This window comes from Ancylobacter sp. 3268, from assembly GCF_031456575.1.
GTDB lineage: Bacteria > Pseudomonadota > Alphaproteobacteria > Rhizobiales > Xanthobacteraceae > Ancylobacter.
Genome location: NZ_JAVDUX010000010.1, coordinates 192465 through 206759, shown reverse-complemented (window position 1 = coordinate 206759; position 14295 = coordinate 192465). Strand labels below are relative to the sequence as shown.

Here is a 14295-nt window from a genome sequence, read left to right as displayed (position 1 = left end):
TGCATGCCTCTCGACAACCTGAGGGCGACCGTGCAGCCTCGCGGTATGTGGAAACCGAATTGGGACAGTCCGGGGCCGCTGATTGGCGCCGGCGTGGTACTCGGCGCAATCCTTGGCGCCACGCTTCTCGCTGCGTTCTGTGATGATCCTGTTGCCTGGGCGGACAGCGATCACCGTGCCGATTGGCTGGGTTTCTGGGGCGGTGTTGCCGGCGGGCTTATGACACTGATTGCGGCCGCGATTGCCTTCGGCCTCACGCGTAGGCAAGTGATGATGCAGCAATACGAACTCGCAGCCCTTCAAGAAGAACAAGAGGCTCGGCAGCGTACGGTCATGATCCTGCTTCTGCGATCGGCGACCATGATCCAGGTAGACGCCGAGAATTACCTTAGGCGGCTCAAATTTTGTTCGGATGGTGAAGTGGTTCCAAGTTCGCACCTCGGAAAACTGCGAACGATTGAAGCGGTTTTGGGCTATGGGGAGCTTTGGCGTCTTGGAATAAGGACGATTGAGAAGGTCATCGATCTTGATCTTCGCATTGCCGACTATAACAACGTCGTGACGCGCCTCGCCGTGAGCCAAAGCGAGGTCTGGATTGAGAAAGAAGCTCTTACGAACGCACTGACGAGTGTGCTCGCCAATTCCAAAATCGTGGGTGGATCGTAGTGCCGTAGCCGTGATCACTCCGCCGCCTCCGTCTGATCGCCGGCGGCGAGGAAGTCGAACAGGGACGGCGTCGCCTTCTCCCGCTCCTTGGCTTCCAGGTGCTTGATGCCGTCGACGAAATATTCCGGGTGGAGCTCGACGGCGCGGCCGCGGCGCCCGAGGTGCAGGGCGCGATAGGGGACCGTGAAGAGGCCGCCGAACGGATCGAAGACGAGCTCGCCCGGGCTTGAGTACCGATTGATGCAGCGATCGACGACGTCGAACTGCAGCGGACAGACGTGAAGCTCCCGGCCGGCCGACGCCTGCATGGTGTTGAGCGTGCGCATGCGATCGACGTCATGCCAGACGTCCGGCCGGGAGCTCGCCGGCCAGAGCGCCATGAAGGTGGCCGGCAGGACGCCGCGATAGTCCAGCAGCTCGCCGATGCGGACGTGCGTCTCGTAGTCGTAGACGGTCTCCATGCTGAATTGCTTGAAGACCTTGCCGACCACGTCCGGATCCATGGCGGCGATCTCTTCGGCCGTGGCCAGCCGGTTGCCGCTGGACCGCCAGCGCGCATGGGCATCGGTCTGCCAGCGTGCCCGGCTGTAACCCGTGCCTGGCACCGGCCGGCCCTTGTCGTCGAACTCGACGATGCGGCCGTCGAGCATCTCGACGCGGGGCATCTCCTTCGTCACGCGCTCGTCGGCATAGGAGCGCGAGCGATCGGTCGGGAGCTTCCGGAACACCAGCACGAATTCCGGGCTGCCGAAGCCCATCTTGGTGCTGTCCTTGGCGTTCTCGCTCCAGCCGAGCCGATAGGTCTGGTTGTTCTCGCGGACGACATCGGTGTCGATGGTCACCATGCCCATGTAGGCGAAGCCGTGCCGCATGAAGTGGAAGGCCGTCTTCATGTGGAAGGGGTTCACCGTCGGCGTGCCGGCGCCGGTGACCGAGCCGAACAGGATCCGGTCCTTGACGTGGATGCAGCATTCCCGGCCGGGCTTCAGGATCCGCAGCAGCTCCGGCGTCAGGAAGTCCATCTGCGCGAAGAAATGCTCATCATCATCGGTGTGGCCGAAATCGTCATAGGTCGGCGTGTATTCGTAGTGGTTGCTGAAGGGGATCGACGTAACGATGAGGTCGACGCTGCCCGCCTCCATGCGCCGGCATTCCTCGACGCAGTCATTGTTGGCCACCAGCCAGCCGTTGCCGCTGGCCTCTATGCGCTGCACGCCGATCGAGCGCTTCAGCACGTCGGCCATGCCGGCCTGGCTGAGGCCATATTTGCGGATGATCTCGCTCATGCGCGCCGCCATCTCCTCATGGCGCGCCCATTTCGCCTCGAGATCGCGGCGCGCCGGGCGCATGCTCTCGGGATAGATGACGTCGATCTCGACCTCGAAGGGTTGGCCGAACCGCTGGATGCGGTGGATCGCCTGGATGAAGTCGTTGAACTTGTGTCCGACGCCGAGGAACACCGCCTTGTGGCAGTACCGCTGCATGTTGCAGCCGGAGCCGAGCATTACCGGCTTGGCGGCGAGGTCCTTGATCCAGCCGTCACAGAAGCCCTCGATGAGAGGCTCGCGCTCCTCCAGCGGCTGGGCGCCGTAGATCGACACCACGCCGGGCAGCGCCTTCTCGATCGCGCGGCGCTCATCTTCGAGGTCGTGCCAGATGACCCGATGGCTGTCCGGATCGGCGGCGACGATATCCTGCAGCTTGGCGATGCAGGCCGGCAGCGCAGCGCGGCGCTCGCGTGCTTCCTCGGACAGACCCTTGGCCTCAGGCCGGATCAGCGCCAGCTGCCCGTCACGGTCGGCCGTCGAGCCGATCAACTGGACCGGCACCTCGTGCCAGCGCACCTTGAGCGGCGGCAGGTCATAACCCTCGTCGGAAAAGCCGAGGTCCGACGGCTTCTGCAGGAACACCGCCCAGGTCGATACCCAGATCCAGAATTCGTGTTCCTTGTGCGGGTAGAGCGTGAGGTCGCCGGCCTTCTCCGAATTGCGCTGGAAGAAGCGGGTCAGCGCCTGGCCGGTGTCCATGACACCGAGGAACCCGGCGTAGTGGATCAGCTCCTTGAACCGGTTCGGCGAGGGCGTGGCGGTGGCGACGAAACGGAACCGCACCTTGTCGAACAGGGCGAGGAACGTCTGGAAGGTCTTCGAGCCGAAGCTCCGCAGGATCGACGCCTCGTCGAGGCTGGCGATGTCGAACAGGTTCGGATCGAGCTTGCCGTCGCGGATCGTCTCGTAGTTCGTCAGGTAGATGTGCCGGCCGTCGTCCATCTCCGCGGCGGACTGGATGAATTTCAGGCTGACGGCATGGGCGCCATGGAAGCGCTGCCGCGCCTCGCGGAAGAATTCGATGCGGACGCCGAGCGGCAGGACGATCAGCGCCCGGCCGCCGGTGCGTTCCATCAGCAGCCGGCAGGCCTCGATCTGCGTCGCGGTCTTGTGCAGGCCGAACGACGCGAAGATGGCGCGACGGCCGCCGGCAACGGCCCACTGGACGATTGCCCGGGTGAAGTCCTTGAGCTCCGGGTTAATGGCGTCCAGCGGCACGGAGATGCCGGTCGAGGGAGCGATCTTCATCTTGGCTTCGAGGAATTGCCGATAGGAGAGAGGCGCGTTCATGCGATTCCTCCGGCCGCTTCGGTGGCGGCGCGCTTGCAGGCGGACCAGGCGCGGGCGTCAGCTGCATGGATGCGTTGAAGGCGGGCCGCATCGCTGGTGCGGGCTTCCATCCGCCGGAGCGAGGCACGCCGCTGCTTCAGCCGGCGCGGCACGGCGCGCCAGTGACGGGAGCAGATCCATTCCATGTGCGCTGTGAGCGGGTCGCCCTTCCGGTCGCCACGGGAGGCACGGCAGAACGGGATGCAGCAGCCTATGAAAGCCGGGCCGTTCAGGTCCGCGCTGCCGACGCGGCAGACGTCGCACGACAAGGTGCGAAACCAGGGCGTGGGCCGCAGGCGGCCGTTCCCGCACCAGTGGCAGAGGGGCGCCTTCATGCCGAACCCTCAGGATCGCGGGCCACCGCCGCGTCGATGGAGAGCATGTCCTTGTTCTTCAGAATGAAGGCGGCAAGGACGTTGACCATGTCCGCGCGCTCGGCGGTCGATATGTAATTGAAGCGCGGCAGTAGATGGTCGTCAGAAGCCTCGCGCTCGCTCGCAAACAGAGTGAAGTCATAGCCCGGCAAAACATCGCGCAGGCTGTCCAGCGCAGTCTTCATCACGTCGACAACGTGGCTCTGCACTGGCCCATGTCCATCGGGAAACACTTCGTGAGGCTTGGCATCTCGGGCGAGTTTCTTTCGCTTTGCATCACCCATGACACTGCTCCTCCGGCTCGCCGATGGAGATCGTGCCGGGATTGGGGAAGGGGATCGGGCGGGCGTCGTTCGCCACCCGGTGCTTGCCGCGCGCCATCGGATGGATCGGCGCGCCGGTCTTGGTCATGCCGAGACACCAGAGCCTCAGCGTGTGGGAGCGCGGCCCGTCCGGGTCGTTGATGGTGTCGAACAGGCTCTCGAGCCAGAGATCCGTGTCGGCGCCGAGGGCGCCGCCTGGGCTGCCCCATGCCACCATCGCGGCGTCGGCGTGGACGAGGTCCTTCGCGATGAAGCGGTGATTATCCCGGATCTGATCGCGAACGCCCCAATCCTCTCGCAGGTGCCAGCCGACGACGGTCCGGGCGAGTTCCTGCGGCGACGGCGTGCGGAAGGGATAGACGTTGAAGACGGAGAGGCCGTTGAAGCCCCACAGCGCCGTGAAATGGATGATGCGCAGCAAGGTCGGATCGTTCGCCGTGCCGTTCGCCGTCGACGGATTCAGCATGATCCACGGCAGCCAGCGCAGAGGATCGGTCTCCTGGACCGGTCCCCACCATCGGACCAGCTTGAGCCGAACGCCCGGCTCCGCCCATTCGCGCATCTTCACGAAGATGGGCATGGCGTCGGCGAGCATGGCCGGGGCGGAGAGGCGGGTGTGAATGCTCATGCCGCCCTCCGCTTGCGAATGAGGTCTTCGGCCGCGCGGAAGAAGTCGCGGGGCGAGCGAAGCTGGCGCGTCGGAACCAGTTCTTCGCCGTCATAGTCGACGAATGACCAGTAGACCTGTTCGCGCAGCGCCAGCCAGGCGCACTCCTCGCTCCATTCCGGTTCTTCACCACCCGAGACGCCGCCGACCATCAGGGTTCCCTTGCGCGGATGGTGCGGCGGATAGAGCTTCACGTAGGGAAGCCCCGTGCCGGCCCGACATCTCGGCTCGATCACCATTTCCCGTTCGCCGAATAGGTCCGTGTGGCAGGACGGGCAGCGCTCGAAGTGCTTTCGGGCACGGATGAGCATGCCGTGGTAATTTTCATGCCGCTCAGATCGGAACTGCTCACGATCATCGCCGAGCGCGATGAGCAGAGGCGCCGCCCGCTTCGAGAGCTTCTTGAGGATGCGGAGGTTCATCTCGCTCCACCCTCGGCATCCGCGAGCTCGCGGCGCGCCTCGACATAGGCGCGGTCGAGCTCGGCTTTCGCCTCGGCGCTGCCGCACGGACGATCGCGACCAGAGAGACTGGCCAGCCTGAGATAGCGGGCGTCGATCTGATCGACGGTGAGCTGCTCGCCCGCGGGCCATTCGAACACCTCGCGCCAGGTGCGCGGCGTGGGCGCGCTCATGCCGCATCCTCGGCGCCCGCGAAATCTTCGCGGCGGCCGTCGGGCCCGATGGCATGAAGGATGTGCGAAACCCGGCGGACCTCGCGCCGTGCCTCAGCCAGTGTGTAGCGCCCGGCGCGCACCTCGTCGGTTGTGTAGCCGCTATAGTTGGGGCCGTAATAAGCGTTCCATTTCCGGGACCAGATGCGATAGATCGGCTGGTCACTGAACAGGATCTGTTGAAGCAGTTCGGCGCGCTTCTCATCCTCGCGCCGGATGGCGTTGGCGAGCTCCCGTTCCAGGCGGAAGCGACGCGAGCGGCCGTTCCGCTTGCGGCGGACGTTATCCGGGCGCCGGGCGTAGATGTCGTGACAGCCCTTGTTCTCCAGCGCGTGCCGTCCCGTCACCACCCACCACATATTGTTGATGTGGTAGAAGGCGGTACCGCGGATCAGCCGGCCCTTCTCATCCGTCGTCCAGACGGTGGCGCCATGCTCCAGCATGAAGCCGTCGGCAGATTTCCGATTGTAATCGCCGGTCGGGACCGGGCGACCCAGCGCCTTGTCCGAATGCCAGCTTTCGGCATACTCCTGCTCGATGTATTCGAGGGCGGTGATGCGTCCGGTCGACGGATACGGGCGCGAGCGGCTCACGGAGAGGCTGGCGCGCGCCTCCAACCAGCGGATGATGGCCCGCTCTTCCAGCTCCAGGCTCAGCCGGTCGATGTAGTCGAGACGGTCTCGCTTGTTAAAGTCGTATCGGTGGCCGTTCTGATTGTCCTTCGGCCAGGTCTCAGCCCAGCATTTGAATTCAATGCTCCGGCCGGCGACTTGCAGGGAGGCGATCAGGTTGCCTTTCCGTGCGAGGCGATGCGACGGCCGGAGGCTGCGATGGTGGCAAGCCGGATCGTCGCCGACCTTCCAGCCGCGCCGCCAGAGCAAGCCGCGGATGCCGGCAAAGATGTCCGTCTTGAAGGTCGGATCGTTCGGATCGTCCTGCCAGATGCCCATGGTGGTGTCGTGCAGGCGCACGTCGAGCTTGCGCGTCATGGCCGGATCTCCGGGAAAGCATTGTGTTCGATGCCGTCGAGGAGGCGGCCGGCGCGCCGCTTGCCGATGCGGAAGAAGGTCCCGCCGTCGGACCGGTATTCGAAGCGCGCGCCAATCTCTTGCGCGAGTGCCGCGGCGAGCTCGAAAGAGAGAGGCGCATTCAGATCGACGGGCTTACCGAGATGGGTGAAGCGGAATCCGTCGACATGCAGCAGCCGCACCCACTGATCGGCGTCGATCCATTCGCCCCATTGTTTGAAGAGGAAGGCGACGCCGGCCGAGGCGCACTGATCGCGCAGGCTGATCGGGCCGGCCGGATGCATGGGGCGGGCGCGGGGGCCGCTCTCGCCGCCGGCGATGATCCAGGAGAAGGCCCGATAGCCCTTGCCGTTGGGCTGGCCGTTTATCAGGACCTGGCCCTTGCCGCCGCAGACGTGGCATTTGCCGCGTGGCCAGCGGGCGAGCATGCCCGTGCCGCCGCACAGGTCGCAGTGGTCCCAGTTGAAGCGGAGGTCGATCGGACCGAGCAGGGGCTCGGCGGACACGAACAGAGGAAAACCTCCCGCCAGGTCGAGGATGGAGGCGGACCGGTCGTCATAGGTGCGCTGATCTTCCGCGGAGATCCCGAGCCAGATGTTTGGATTCCGGGGCTGCAATGCCCAGGGCTTGCCGTGGCCGGGAGAAAGATCCTCCATGGCGGTGCGGATCGCGTCGTTGCGCGCGGCACGCGCTTCGCCTGGCATGCCGATATAGGCGCGCATCCGCTCCGGCCGCTTGGTAAGCAACTGATAGACGTGCTGCGGCGCCAGCAGCATCACGGCGAAGATCCGGTCCAACATCGCGTCGGTGACCCAGTCGCCGAAGAGATCGGTCATGGAGCCGGGGAATATCTTGCGTGGCCGGCGCCAGTGCAGCGGCCGGGCAAGCACAGCCTCATCGAGATAGATCTCGACCTTGCCGGCATTGCCCGGCTTGTAGGCGAGCCCGGTGCCGAAACGATCGACGTTCATCGGTTCGGCGTAGCAGTTGCGGCAGCCGTCGGAGACCTTCTCGCAATGCCAGCCGATGCCGCCGGTCTTGAGCAGGCTGCGCGCCCGGACCGGATTCCAGGTCGCATCCGTCCATTCGATGCTGGAGCGGTCAGCCATGGGCGACCCCTTCATCATCGTCGGCATCCGCCTCTGCGCTGTCGATGACGACGACAGCGAGCGCCAGTCGATCACCTAGAAAATGATCGACGGGAACGCAAAGGATTGCGTCGTGTCGTGGCGTGTAATGATGAAGAGTGTAGACAGCAGCGATCAGCCGATCATCGGGCACCAGGTTGATCGAATAGCCGCCGCCCTTCGCCTTGGCGGCTTCGACTGCGGCGTTGTTCTCGCGCTCCACCGCAGCCTTGGCCTCGATCATCTCCTGCAACGTCACGCCGGAGAGGGAGCCCAGCGGCTGATCTATGCCGATCGTCACGAGAGATCGGGCGTTGATCGCCGCGACGATCTCGTGAGCGCGAGCGAGGTTCATGTCAGCCATGGGCGGCCTCCGTCGCCGGTGACGGTGCGTTGGCGACCTCCAGCAGCACATCGGCGCGGCACGGCTTATCGAGCGCGCACCAGCAGGCGAGGTTCTTGCCGCGCAGATCCTGCGCGTGAGCCCGCACGTGGGAGAGCGCCGCCTTCTGCTTGTCGAGAGGCGCCTTTGTCGAGACGCAGAGAAGACCGGACAGCAAGAAATGGTACGTCGCGACACATTGGGCCGCGGTGCCATCGATGCCGACAACGAAGGGATTTCCCCATGGCGTGGACCGGTCCACCTTCACGGTGTTGTCCGGCATACGCCAGCCCTTGGCGCGGGACAGCCGGATCCGGCGGGGTGCGTCAGCCATTGAGCGCCTCCCGCAGAAGCCGGGCTTCCAGCAGCAGGTCGGGAAGGCATTCCGGCCCGCGCCGGCGCACGGTCGCCGCGGCCCGCGTCACGTCGAGCTTGCCGAGGAACCCGCATATGCGCTGCGCCTCGATGAGAGGTTGCGCGAGGATCCGCTCGAAGGACATCGGCAGCACCGGGCCGCAGCCGGCGACCGCTCGCCGCGCGCGCTCACTATCCGAGCGAAGCATGGCTGCGATCCCGCGGACCTTCCGGCGCGACGGCAGGATGCCGCAGAGCTTCAGCTGGGATTTGGCCTGCTCGGTGAAATCCCGATCGAGCCAGATCGACACGGCCCGCGTGCCTGCCGGCGGGATGGAAATGGTCGGATCGAGCCATTTCACCGCCTGGCCCCGGAAGGGAGCGAGCGCCTCGGCGCTGACCTTTCCGGCGACCATCGGCGTACAGGACTCGTAGTCGGGAGCGACATCGCCGACGGGAAACCCGCCGCGATCGAGCATGGCCATCACCATGGTGGTGCCGCAGCGCCCGAGGCCGGCGACGAAGATGTTGACCGGCTCACCCATGACGCGCCTCCGCGAGGGCGAGGCGGGCCTTCAGGACGGCGAGCACGAGCGCGCGGGCCGGTTCCGTGGATACGGCGTGCGCCTCGTCGAGGCGGTCGCAGTGGTCGGGGTGCACGCGATTGAGATGCGCCCAGCCGGGATCCTGCGAGCCATGCCCGGCGCGCCAGTACCATTTCGGGAGCAGCGCTTCCTTGAAGGCGACCGCATAGGCGATCTTGAGATCGGCCGGATAGGTGGTCCCGGTGGTAGCGCACTGGCCGTAATAGGCCGCCTCGGAACCGAAGGCCTCGATTGCGGCCGGGTCATCGGCGCCGATATGGCCGCCGGCCCTGATCTTCTCGACGAAATGCCGGAGCGTGGAAGCGTCAGCCACGGGCGCCTCCCTTTGCCGGCCGGCCGGCGCAAATGTCATCGGCCTTCCGCCGGCTGCGCGCGGCGCGGGCCGCCTGGAGCCGGTGGTTCGCGATCTCCCGCTCGTCGTAGCCGGCTTCCAGGAGGAAGATGGCGGTGGCGCGCTCGTCGGCGAGATCGACATTCGAGCGGGCGAGAGTGACGGCCATGGCGTCGACGATCTCCATCACACGCCTCCCGGAACGAAGAGGCAGATGGTGGGCTTCGCCGGGTCACCGGCGCGCGAGCAGCGGTGGAAGGCGCCGTCGCCGCTTGGGCGCACGATCGTCGACCGGGAGGGAAAGGTTTCGCCGGTGGCCTCGACCGTGATGCCGCCGGGGCCGAAACGCAGGGCGCCGGCCGGCACCGGGTAGCAGTCATAGGCAGAACAGCAGTCGCGGGGATATTCCCAGCCGCTGGGCGCCTCATGGGCGAAGCCGATGGACACGCCGGCGACCACGCCGGCGGCCGTCAGGATCGCAAGCCCGATGCCGACGCCGATCAGGCGGACGTCCTCGCCATGGGGCTCGGCATAGGGATCGTGGTCGCCCGGGAAATCGTCCTGTTCGACCGAACGCCGGCCAAGCCAGAAGGCGAGGGGAGTGGCGGTGAGCAGCGCGGCGCTGGCGCCGGCGAGGAAGGCGGCGAGAGGGCTCATGACACGATGCCCCGGCCACGGTAGCCCGCCGCCTTCAACTGCTCGAATACCTTGAGCGCGCGGACAGCCTCCGGATAGTAGTCGGCCTCCATCGCCGCCATGGCGAAGGTTTCGGTGAAGATGCCGAAGACTTCGAGGATCTCGGGCAGCAGCACGACGACTGCGCCATGCAAGCGGTCGCGCTCGGTCGGCGACGCGAAGGGATCGCCGATCACACAGAACGTCGAACCGTCGGCGGCGGTTACGGTTAGATCGTCGGACAGACGATAGGGGGCGGGGGCGAGTTCGGCCATCACAGCACCCTCGCCCCGATGATGCCGCTCCACAGGAGAACGGCGGATACGAACAGAACCAGGGCGCCGAGCGCCGCGGCTTCATGCAGCACGGTCTTGATCATCGGCATGTTCCTTGGCGATGCGGCGCTTCTTGCTGCTGAGCCGACGTCTGGCGTCAGCGGCTTGATCGGCACTGACTATCCCGTCCGGCCAGCCATCGAGGCCGAGGCGGTGCGCGCCCTCACGCAGCGCGGCGAGATAGGTTGGCCCGCCGGTGTAATCGCGAAGGGCGAGGTGCAGGCGCCGGCTGCTGATGTCCGGTGCCGCCAATTTGAGGTCGTGATAGATGCCGATCTTGAGCGGCAATTTCGGCGCGCCCTTCGGCATGAAGCAGCGAGGGAAACGCTGGGCCAGCTGCTCACGGGTCTCGGTGGCATAGCGCCGGTCCCGCAGCCGGTCCGCGCGCTTGCGGCCCTTGGATTTGGGGGAGGCGAGCGTGGCGACCGTCATGGCCGGGATGCCTGTCGATAGTGCGCCAGCACCCGCAGGCGGATGGCGGACGAAAGGTTGGCGTTGCCCCGCTGGCCGTCGATCTCGGCGACCAGGTCCGAGAGTGTGCGCTTGGCGTCCTCAGCGATCTCCTTGATCGCCTCCCAGAAGGCATCCTCGAGCGAGACGCTGGTCTTGTGACCGGCGATGACGATGGAGCGCTTTACGACCGCGCTCCGGGTCAGGGAGGAGGCCGCGCTCATGCCGCGACGCCCGCGGGGCGGAACGCCATGGCGATGGCGTGCAGCGTCTGCACCGCGCCGATGCGCGCCTTCGGCGGCATGGCCTCGACGAGGCGCGCGCATTCGATGGCCTGGCGATTGGTGACCGGGCGCGGCGCGCTCTCGTCATCCTCGCCGAGCCCCGCCAGCAACTCCCCGGGCGTGGTGCCCAGGACCTTGGCGAGACGGACGAGGGCGCTCGCCGAAATTCGGTTGCTGCCGTTCTCGTATTTCTGGATCTGCTGGAAGGTGAGACCGAGATGCTCGCCCAGGCGCGCCTGGCTCATCCCGGCCTGGCAGCGCGCCGCGCGGACACGTCGTCCGATCTCTTTTTCCATGGTGTGGCAGCGATCAATGCGGGGCATGGAAGGCTCCTGTTCAGCCGGCTCAGGGCGCGGCGGTGAGGTAGGCGTGGAAGGCGAGGCCGGCCCGGATGACGCCGATCACCAGCAGGGCGAGCCAGAACAGTTCGGTCCTGCGGATCGTCCGCTGCACGTCGGGGGAAAGGTTGCCGCGGTCGGACATGGCGATATCCAGAAAGGGAGGGCGGCCGGGCCCAGTTGATCCATTGCTGGCGGGAGGAAGGCGCGCCCGGCCGGGCGGGTGGGGAGAACCGCCGGAGTTCAGAAAGGGATGTCGGGATCCTCGACCGGCGTGCGCTCGCCGGGCTGCAGAGCGGCAATCCGGGGGGCAGCGGGATCGCCACCGTCTCGACCGTGCGATGAACGCTCATGCTCACGGTACCGAGCACGAAGAACTCGATGTCGGGATTGAGCCTGGCGAGGCGCTTCGCCTCAGTGTCCGCGCTCTCAAAGGACTTGTGCCGCACCACCGGCGCGCGCTGGCCGAAACCGTAGACCATCCAGAAGGGGGAAGGGTCGAGCCGGGGCATCACGCGGCCCTCGCGCGTAGGGGGAGGGGCGTTGCGGGGACCGGCAGGCGGAGCCCCGTCTTCAGCCAGCCTTCATTGCCGGCGTTGTGCTCGAACTCGACGGGCTTCGGGCTCCACCCCTCCGGTGCAGAGACGTGCACCCACAAGTCGTTGCCGTCGAGCGCGATATAGAAGCGGATGCCGTTTGGGGCGACGAATTCCGCCTTCCCGTCACTGTCGATGATCAGTCGGCCATCGGGGCCGTGAGAGACGGTCGCTTGGATGATTTCGGGTCGGGCGGGCATGTCGCTCTCCATCCAGACGACGGCTGCCCGCTCCGGGACTGGGCTGGGGGCGAAGGGGCCCCGGAGCGGGTATCGCCGCGTCGTGCTGCGATGGCATAAACATACTTATGTGCATGAATGGTGCAAGCGAAATAATGCGCGTTTGCATGAAAAATTATGCGATGGGGTATGTCGAATCGACTCGACTCTCGCGACAAACGTTAACAGGATGAGAACATAGAGGGAACATTTTGAGGCTGACGACCATGGCGAACGACCGAATTGGAGCCCACTTCAAGCTCAAGGTGCGCTGCTTCAACTGCCGAGTGGACACCGTGCATAGGCTGGCTGTTCCGGCCGCCGAAGATGCGCCGGAGTGCGTGGACGATCTTCTTGAAAGCCAGTTCCTTCGGGATCAGCGGTTCCAGTGCAAGGCCTGCGAGGCACCGATCGGCGTCATTGTGGCGGCCGTTGAGGTGAAGGAGCCGGCTGATGCTTGATCCGCGTCCAATCAACCGCGACCGGGCGGAATGGATAGCGATCGCTGTGCTGGGTTCAATAGCGAAGGACCCGTCGAGGCTGGAACGGTTCCTGACCGTGACCGGGATTGCGCCGCGCGCTGTTCGCGTCCTCGCAGACGACGAGCGCTTTTTGGCGGGTGTAGTGGATTATGTGGCCGAGGACCCAGCCCTGGTGGCGATCATCTTATCCGAATTGTCCCTGCATCCGGCCGATCTGAGCATGGCGCAGTACGCACTTCGCAAACCTAAGCGTGAGGAGCCGAGCTCCAACGTCGTGCGTCTTCCCATCCCGCCACGGAGAGTGAAATGAGCAAGAAGACTTTCTATGTCGTCCAGCCGTTTGAGACTGGTAAGCGTGGTGCGATCAAGGCCGGTATCCCAATGGAGGTGCGGTCTGCTGAGGATGCTGAGCGCGTGGCCAGGCGGCTCAGTCTGGTCAAGCTCGGAGCGGTCGCCTTCTCTCGAGAAGTGGACCACGAGAGCGACGATGCCGACGAGCCGATCCTGATCGCTTCGTTCGGCAAAGTGCCGGAAGGAATGTTGGGCGGCTCGTGAAAACGGTTCGCCAAGGTGTTGCGCGCAGCAGTGCTACCTGATGCCAGCTATGGCTTGCATTTGACATGGACGGCGTAAGTTCGCGCAGGCCGCCCCGTACCGTACGTCCCGGTTTCGATCGTTGTCTCGCCAGCGATGCGCCCCTGGGGGCACTGTGTGCTTAGCAGATTGAGGGCAGTTTTCTCCCGTGTGGCGCGATCATCGGGATTGTATCCGAAATCAACGGTGTTCCGGATTAGTACCGTGAAGTCGGCGTTTGGTTCAGCCGATGGCGTGACACGAACGGAGCCATCTGTTTCCAGCAGGCGCAACTGCATCTGACTGCCAGCGCACGCCGTCATCAGGAGAGGGGCCAAAACTGCAAGCATTCCGGTGGTGCATTTGCGAGGTGTCATGTCTTGGCCCGATATTCTGTCATGCATTGATCAACGCGAGCTGCCGCTCCGCCAACGTACCGGTCGCGTCACATCGACGACAAGGGCGATGATTTCCACCGTCTTGCCGTCATCGGCTTGCAGATTTGTGTCCACCAAGATCGGCTTGTAGCGAGGATCAGTCGAGCGAGGATGAAAGGTGTAGCCGTCATCGCGCACCTCGAGCTCCTTGACGGACCATTCCCGCATCTGTCCGTCGGCGGACCTGCGCTCGATCACGACGGCCATGCCGTTCTGCAGCTTCTCGTTGATGTCTTCGAAGGCCGGGCCGCTGACCCGGGAACCGTCGGGGATCGGAGGATCGAAGGCATTCATGGAATTGCCGCCGACGTCGAAGACCAGAGTTCGCGCCCGGGGGTAGCGCGGGTCCCTCTGCGCCAGGACCTCATCAGGATCCTGGTTTTCGAGTTCGTCAACCTCCTGGAAGAGGCCGGCGCTAACCTGGCCCGAAAGAGGCGTCGAGACGAGGGCGGCGCGGACTGGGCGGGCTTCGTCCACCGGTTCGTCTTCCAGAACCGACTTCGCCAACTCCATTAGCTTCACGTAGCTTTCGCCGCGAGGAAAGCTCTTGCCGGCAGCCCATCGAGTGACCGCCGGCTGGCTGACGCCCATGGCATCGGCCATATCCTGATGGATCCAGCCCTTCGCCTTCAAGATTGCGTTCACTGTCGCGGCGACATTCATATTACCGCCATACGTGAGTGCATTAGCAAAATCCAATGCGTGAGTGTATGATGGACT

At 65.1% G+C, this 14295-nt stretch carries 25 protein-coding genes; 4 read left to right on the top strand and 21 right to left on the bottom strand.

The annotated features are described in order from the left end of the window. Nucleotides 1–45: 45 nt before the first annotated feature. Nucleotides 46–666, top strand: coding sequence for a hypothetical protein (locus tag J2X65_RS15900; RefSeq protein ID WP_310202737.1), 621 nt, complete (start codon nucleotides 46–48; stop codon nucleotides 664–666). Between the two features lie 14 nt (nucleotides 667–680). On the opposite strand, the gene J2X65_RS15895 is transcribed toward J2X65_RS15900, so the two are convergent. The 20 genes from J2X65_RS15895 to J2X65_RS15800 all read right to left on the bottom strand — a co-directional run bounded on the left by J2X65_RS15895 (nucleotide 681) and on the right by J2X65_RS15800 (nucleotide 12065). Continuing rightward, complete coding sequence (locus J2X65_RS15895) at nucleotides 681–3284, bottom strand: DNA methyltransferase (protein ID WP_310202735.1); 2604 nt, start codon at nucleotides 3282–3284, stop codon at nucleotides 681–683. Next, complete coding sequence (locus tag J2X65_RS15890; RefSeq protein WP_310202733.1) at nucleotides 3281–3658, bottom strand: hypothetical protein; 378 nt, start codon at nucleotides 3656–3658, stop codon at nucleotides 3281–3283. Before J2X65_RS15890 ends, J2X65_RS15895 begins: the two co-directional genes overlap by 4 nt. Beyond that, nucleotides 3655–3981, bottom strand: coding sequence for a hypothetical protein (locus J2X65_RS15885; protein WP_310202732.1), 327 nt, complete (start codon nucleotides 3979–3981; stop codon nucleotides 3655–3657). Before J2X65_RS15885 ends, J2X65_RS15890 begins: the two co-directional genes overlap by 4 nt. Further along, nucleotides 3974–4648: a DUF1643 domain-containing protein gene (locus tag J2X65_RS15880; protein ID WP_310202729.1), complete on the bottom strand. Its 675-nt coding sequence runs from the start codon at nucleotides 4646–4648 to the stop codon at nucleotides 3974–3976. Before J2X65_RS15880 ends, J2X65_RS15885 begins: the two co-directional genes overlap by 8 nt. Next, nucleotides 4645–5109 carry a hypothetical protein gene (locus J2X65_RS15875; protein WP_310202727.1) on the bottom strand — a complete coding sequence of 155 codons (465 nt, stop codon included), beginning with the start codon at nucleotides 5107–5109 and terminating at the stop codon, nucleotides 4645–4647. The genes J2X65_RS15880 and J2X65_RS15875 overlap by 4 nt, the downstream gene beginning before the upstream one ends. Then, nucleotides 5106–5321, bottom strand: a complete 216-nt coding sequence (locus J2X65_RS15870) for a hypothetical protein (RefSeq protein WP_310202725.1) — start codon at nucleotides 5319–5321, stop codon at nucleotides 5106–5108. The genes J2X65_RS15875 and J2X65_RS15870 overlap by 4 nt, the downstream gene beginning before the upstream one ends. Then, nucleotides 5318–6349, bottom strand: a complete 1032-nt coding sequence (locus J2X65_RS15865) for a hypothetical protein (RefSeq protein WP_310202723.1) — start codon at nucleotides 6347–6349, stop codon at nucleotides 5318–5320. The genes J2X65_RS15870 and J2X65_RS15865 overlap by 4 nt, the downstream gene beginning before the upstream one ends. Further along, nucleotides 6346–7497 (bottom strand): DUF5131 family protein, encoded by a 1152-nt coding sequence (locus J2X65_RS15860; RefSeq protein ID WP_310202721.1) that lies wholly within the window; start codon nucleotides 7495–7497, stop codon nucleotides 6346–6348. Before J2X65_RS15860 ends, J2X65_RS15865 begins: the two co-directional genes overlap by 4 nt. Next, nucleotides 7490–7879, bottom strand: a complete 390-nt coding sequence (locus J2X65_RS15855) for a hypothetical protein (RefSeq protein WP_310202720.1) — start codon at nucleotides 7877–7879, stop codon at nucleotides 7490–7492. Before J2X65_RS15855 ends, J2X65_RS15860 begins: the two co-directional genes overlap by 8 nt. Further along, nucleotides 7872–8231 (bottom strand): DUF4326 domain-containing protein, encoded by a 360-nt coding sequence (locus J2X65_RS15850; RefSeq protein WP_310202718.1) that lies wholly within the window; start codon nucleotides 8229–8231, stop codon nucleotides 7872–7874. The genes J2X65_RS15855 and J2X65_RS15850 overlap by 8 nt, the downstream gene beginning before the upstream one ends. Then, the gene (locus tag J2X65_RS15845) at nucleotides 8224–8796 is read right to left on the bottom strand and encodes a hypothetical protein (protein ID WP_310202716.1); all 573 of its coding nucleotides are present in this window, start codon (nucleotides 8794–8796) and stop codon (nucleotides 8224–8226) included. The genes J2X65_RS15850 and J2X65_RS15845 overlap by 8 nt, the downstream gene beginning before the upstream one ends. Further along, nucleotides 8789–9169, bottom strand: a complete 381-nt coding sequence (locus J2X65_RS15840) for a hypothetical protein (RefSeq protein WP_310202714.1) — start codon at nucleotides 9167–9169, stop codon at nucleotides 8789–8791. Before J2X65_RS15840 ends, J2X65_RS15845 begins: the two co-directional genes overlap by 8 nt. Then, the gene (locus J2X65_RS15835; protein WP_310202712.1) at nucleotides 9162–9374 is read right to left on the bottom strand and encodes a hypothetical protein; all 213 of its coding nucleotides are present in this window, start codon (nucleotides 9372–9374) and stop codon (nucleotides 9162–9164) included. The genes J2X65_RS15840 and J2X65_RS15835 overlap by 8 nt, the downstream gene beginning before the upstream one ends. Beyond that, entirely contained in the window at nucleotides 9374–9844 is a 471-nt protein-coding gene (locus J2X65_RS15830) for a hypothetical protein (RefSeq protein ID WP_310202710.1), read from the bottom strand. The genes J2X65_RS15835 and J2X65_RS15830 overlap by 1 nt, the downstream gene beginning before the upstream one ends. Further along, entirely contained in the window at nucleotides 9841–10137 is a 297-nt protein-coding gene (locus tag J2X65_RS15825) for a hypothetical protein (RefSeq protein WP_310202708.1), read from the bottom strand. The genes J2X65_RS15830 and J2X65_RS15825 overlap by 4 nt, the downstream gene beginning before the upstream one ends. A gap of 81 nt (nucleotides 10138–10218) precedes the next feature. Beyond that, nucleotides 10219–10629, bottom strand: coding sequence for a ProQ/FinO family protein (locus J2X65_RS15820; protein WP_310202706.1), 411 nt, complete (start codon nucleotides 10627–10629; stop codon nucleotides 10219–10221). Then, nucleotides 10626–10871: a ribbon-helix-helix domain-containing protein gene (locus tag J2X65_RS15815; protein WP_310202704.1), complete on the bottom strand. Its 246-nt coding sequence runs from the start codon at nucleotides 10869–10871 to the stop codon at nucleotides 10626–10628. The genes J2X65_RS15820 and J2X65_RS15815 overlap by 4 nt, the downstream gene beginning before the upstream one ends. Then, the gene (locus tag J2X65_RS15810; protein ID WP_310202703.1) at nucleotides 10868–11254 is read right to left on the bottom strand and encodes a helix-turn-helix transcriptional regulator; all 387 of its coding nucleotides are present in this window, start codon (nucleotides 11252–11254) and stop codon (nucleotides 10868–10870) included. The genes J2X65_RS15815 and J2X65_RS15810 overlap by 4 nt, the downstream gene beginning before the upstream one ends. Before the next feature lie 22 nt (nucleotides 11255–11276). Beyond that, complete coding sequence (locus J2X65_RS15805) at nucleotides 11277–11414, bottom strand: hypothetical protein (protein ID WP_310202702.1); 138 nt, start codon at nucleotides 11412–11414, stop codon at nucleotides 11277–11279. Between the two features lie 366 nt (nucleotides 11415–11780). Next, on the bottom strand, nucleotides 11781–12065 hold the full coding sequence (locus J2X65_RS15800) for a hypothetical protein (protein WP_310202699.1): 285 nt from the start codon (nucleotides 12063–12065) through the stop codon (nucleotides 11781–11783). Between the two features lie 245 nt (nucleotides 12066–12310). Here J2X65_RS15800 and J2X65_RS15795 point away from each other — a divergent pair, with 245 nt between their 5' ends. Genes J2X65_RS15795 through J2X65_RS15785 form a run of 3 tightly spaced genes read left to right on the top strand, consistent with a single transcriptional unit; the run spans nucleotide 12311 to nucleotide 13120 of the window. Beyond that, nucleotides 12311–12544: a hypothetical protein gene (locus J2X65_RS15795; RefSeq protein ID WP_310202697.1), complete on the top strand. Its 234-nt coding sequence runs from the start codon at nucleotides 12311–12313 to the stop codon at nucleotides 12542–12544. Beyond that, nucleotides 12537–12875, top strand: coding sequence for a DUF3572 family protein (locus J2X65_RS15790; protein WP_310202695.1), 339 nt, complete (start codon nucleotides 12537–12539; stop codon nucleotides 12873–12875). Before J2X65_RS15795 ends, J2X65_RS15790 begins: the two co-directional genes overlap by 8 nt. Continuing rightward, entirely contained in the window at nucleotides 12872–13120 is a 249-nt protein-coding gene (locus J2X65_RS15785; RefSeq protein WP_310202693.1) for a hypothetical protein, read from the top strand. The genes J2X65_RS15790 and J2X65_RS15785 overlap by 4 nt, the downstream gene beginning before the upstream one ends. Nucleotides 13121–13545: 425 nt before the next feature. On the opposite strand, the gene J2X65_RS15780 is transcribed toward J2X65_RS15785, so the two are convergent. Continuing rightward, nucleotides 13546–14238, bottom strand: coding sequence for an XRE family transcriptional regulator (locus J2X65_RS15780; RefSeq protein WP_310202691.1), 693 nt, complete (start codon nucleotides 14236–14238; stop codon nucleotides 13546–13548). Nucleotides 14239–14295: the final 57 nt, after the last annotated feature.

What these genes read in the sequence shown, in the direction of transcription:
- J2X65_RS15825 (WP_310202708.1), bottom strand. Translation starts at nt 10,137, where the DNA reads ATGGCCGAACTCGCCCCCGCCCCCTATCGTCTGTCCGACGATCTAACC.
- J2X65_RS15830 (WP_310202710.1), bottom strand. Translation starts at nt 9,844, where the DNA reads ATGAGCCCTCTCGCCGCCTTCCTCGCCGGCGCCAGCGCCGCGCTGCTC.
- J2X65_RS15780 (WP_310202691.1), bottom strand. Translation starts at nt 14,238, where the DNA reads ATGAATGTCGCCGCGACAGTGAACGCAATCTTGAAGGCGAAGGGCTGG.
- J2X65_RS15885 (WP_310202732.1), bottom strand. Translation starts at nt 3,981, where the DNA reads ATGGGTGATGCAAAGCGAAAGAAACTCGCCCGAGATGCCAAGCCTCAC.
- J2X65_RS15810 (WP_310202703.1), bottom strand. Translation starts at nt 11,254, where the DNA reads ATGCCCCGCATTGATCGCTGCCACACCATGGAAAAAGAGATCGGACGA.
- J2X65_RS15865 (WP_310202723.1), bottom strand. Translation starts at nt 6,349, where the DNA reads ATGACGCGCAAGCTCGACGTGCGCCTGCACGACACCACCATGGGCATC.
- J2X65_RS15870 (WP_310202725.1), bottom strand. Translation starts at nt 5,321, where the DNA reads ATGAGCGCGCCCACGCCGCGCACCTGGCGCGAGGTGTTCGAATGGCCC.
- J2X65_RS15790 (WP_310202695.1), top strand. Translation starts at nt 12,537, where the DNA reads ATGCTTGATCCGCGTCCAATCAACCGCGACCGGGCGGAATGGATAGCG.
- J2X65_RS15800 (WP_310202699.1), bottom strand. Translation starts at nt 12,065, where the DNA reads ATGCCCGCCCGACCCGAAATCATCCAAGCGACCGTCTCTCACGGCCCC.
- J2X65_RS15785 (WP_310202693.1), top strand. Translation starts at nt 12,872, where the DNA reads ATGAGCAAGAAGACTTTCTATGTCGTCCAGCCGTTTGAGACTGGTAAG.
- J2X65_RS15875 (WP_310202727.1), bottom strand. Translation starts at nt 5,109, where the DNA reads ATGAACCTCCGCATCCTCAAGAAGCTCTCGAAGCGGGCGGCGCCTCTG.
- J2X65_RS15845 (WP_310202716.1), bottom strand. Translation starts at nt 8,796, where the DNA reads ATGGGTGAGCCGGTCAACATCTTCGTCGCCGGCCTCGGGCGCTGCGGC.
- J2X65_RS15895 (WP_310202735.1), bottom strand. Translation starts at nt 3,284, where the DNA reads ATGAACGCGCCTCTCTCCTATCGGCAATTCCTCGAAGCCAAGATGAAG.
- J2X65_RS15855 (WP_310202720.1), bottom strand. Translation starts at nt 7,879, where the DNA reads ATGGCTGACATGAACCTCGCTCGCGCTCACGAGATCGTCGCGGCGATC.
- J2X65_RS15880 (WP_310202729.1), bottom strand. Translation starts at nt 4,648, where the DNA reads ATGAGCATTCACACCCGCCTCTCCGCCCCGGCCATGCTCGCCGACGCC.
- J2X65_RS15900 (WP_310202737.1), top strand. Translation starts at nt 46, where the DNA reads ATGTGGAAACCGAATTGGGACAGTCCGGGGCCGCTGATTGGCGCCGGC.
- J2X65_RS15860 (WP_310202721.1), bottom strand. Translation starts at nt 7,497, where the DNA reads ATGGCTGACCGCTCCAGCATCGAATGGACGGATGCGACCTGGAATCCG.
- J2X65_RS15805 (WP_310202702.1), bottom strand. Translation starts at nt 11,414, where the DNA reads ATGTCCGACCGCGGCAACCTTTCCCCCGACGTGCAGCGGACGATCCGC.
- J2X65_RS15815 (WP_310202704.1), bottom strand. Translation starts at nt 10,871, where the DNA reads ATGAGCGCGGCCTCCTCCCTGACCCGGAGCGCGGTCGTAAAGCGCTCC.
- J2X65_RS15795 (WP_310202697.1), top strand. Translation starts at nt 12,311, where the DNA reads ATGGCGAACGACCGAATTGGAGCCCACTTCAAGCTCAAGGTGCGCTGC.
- J2X65_RS15890 (WP_310202733.1), bottom strand. Translation starts at nt 3,658, where the DNA reads ATGAAGGCGCCCCTCTGCCACTGGTGCGGGAACGGCCGCCTGCGGCCC.
- J2X65_RS15820 (WP_310202706.1), bottom strand. Translation starts at nt 10,629, where the DNA reads ATGACGGTCGCCACGCTCGCCTCCCCCAAATCCAAGGGCCGCAAGCGC.
- J2X65_RS15850 (WP_310202718.1), bottom strand. Translation starts at nt 8,231, where the DNA reads ATGGCTGACGCACCCCGCCGGATCCGGCTGTCCCGCGCCAAGGGCTGG.
- J2X65_RS15835 (WP_310202712.1), bottom strand. Translation starts at nt 9,374, where the DNA reads ATGGAGATCGTCGACGCCATGGCCGTCACTCTCGCCCGCTCGAATGTC.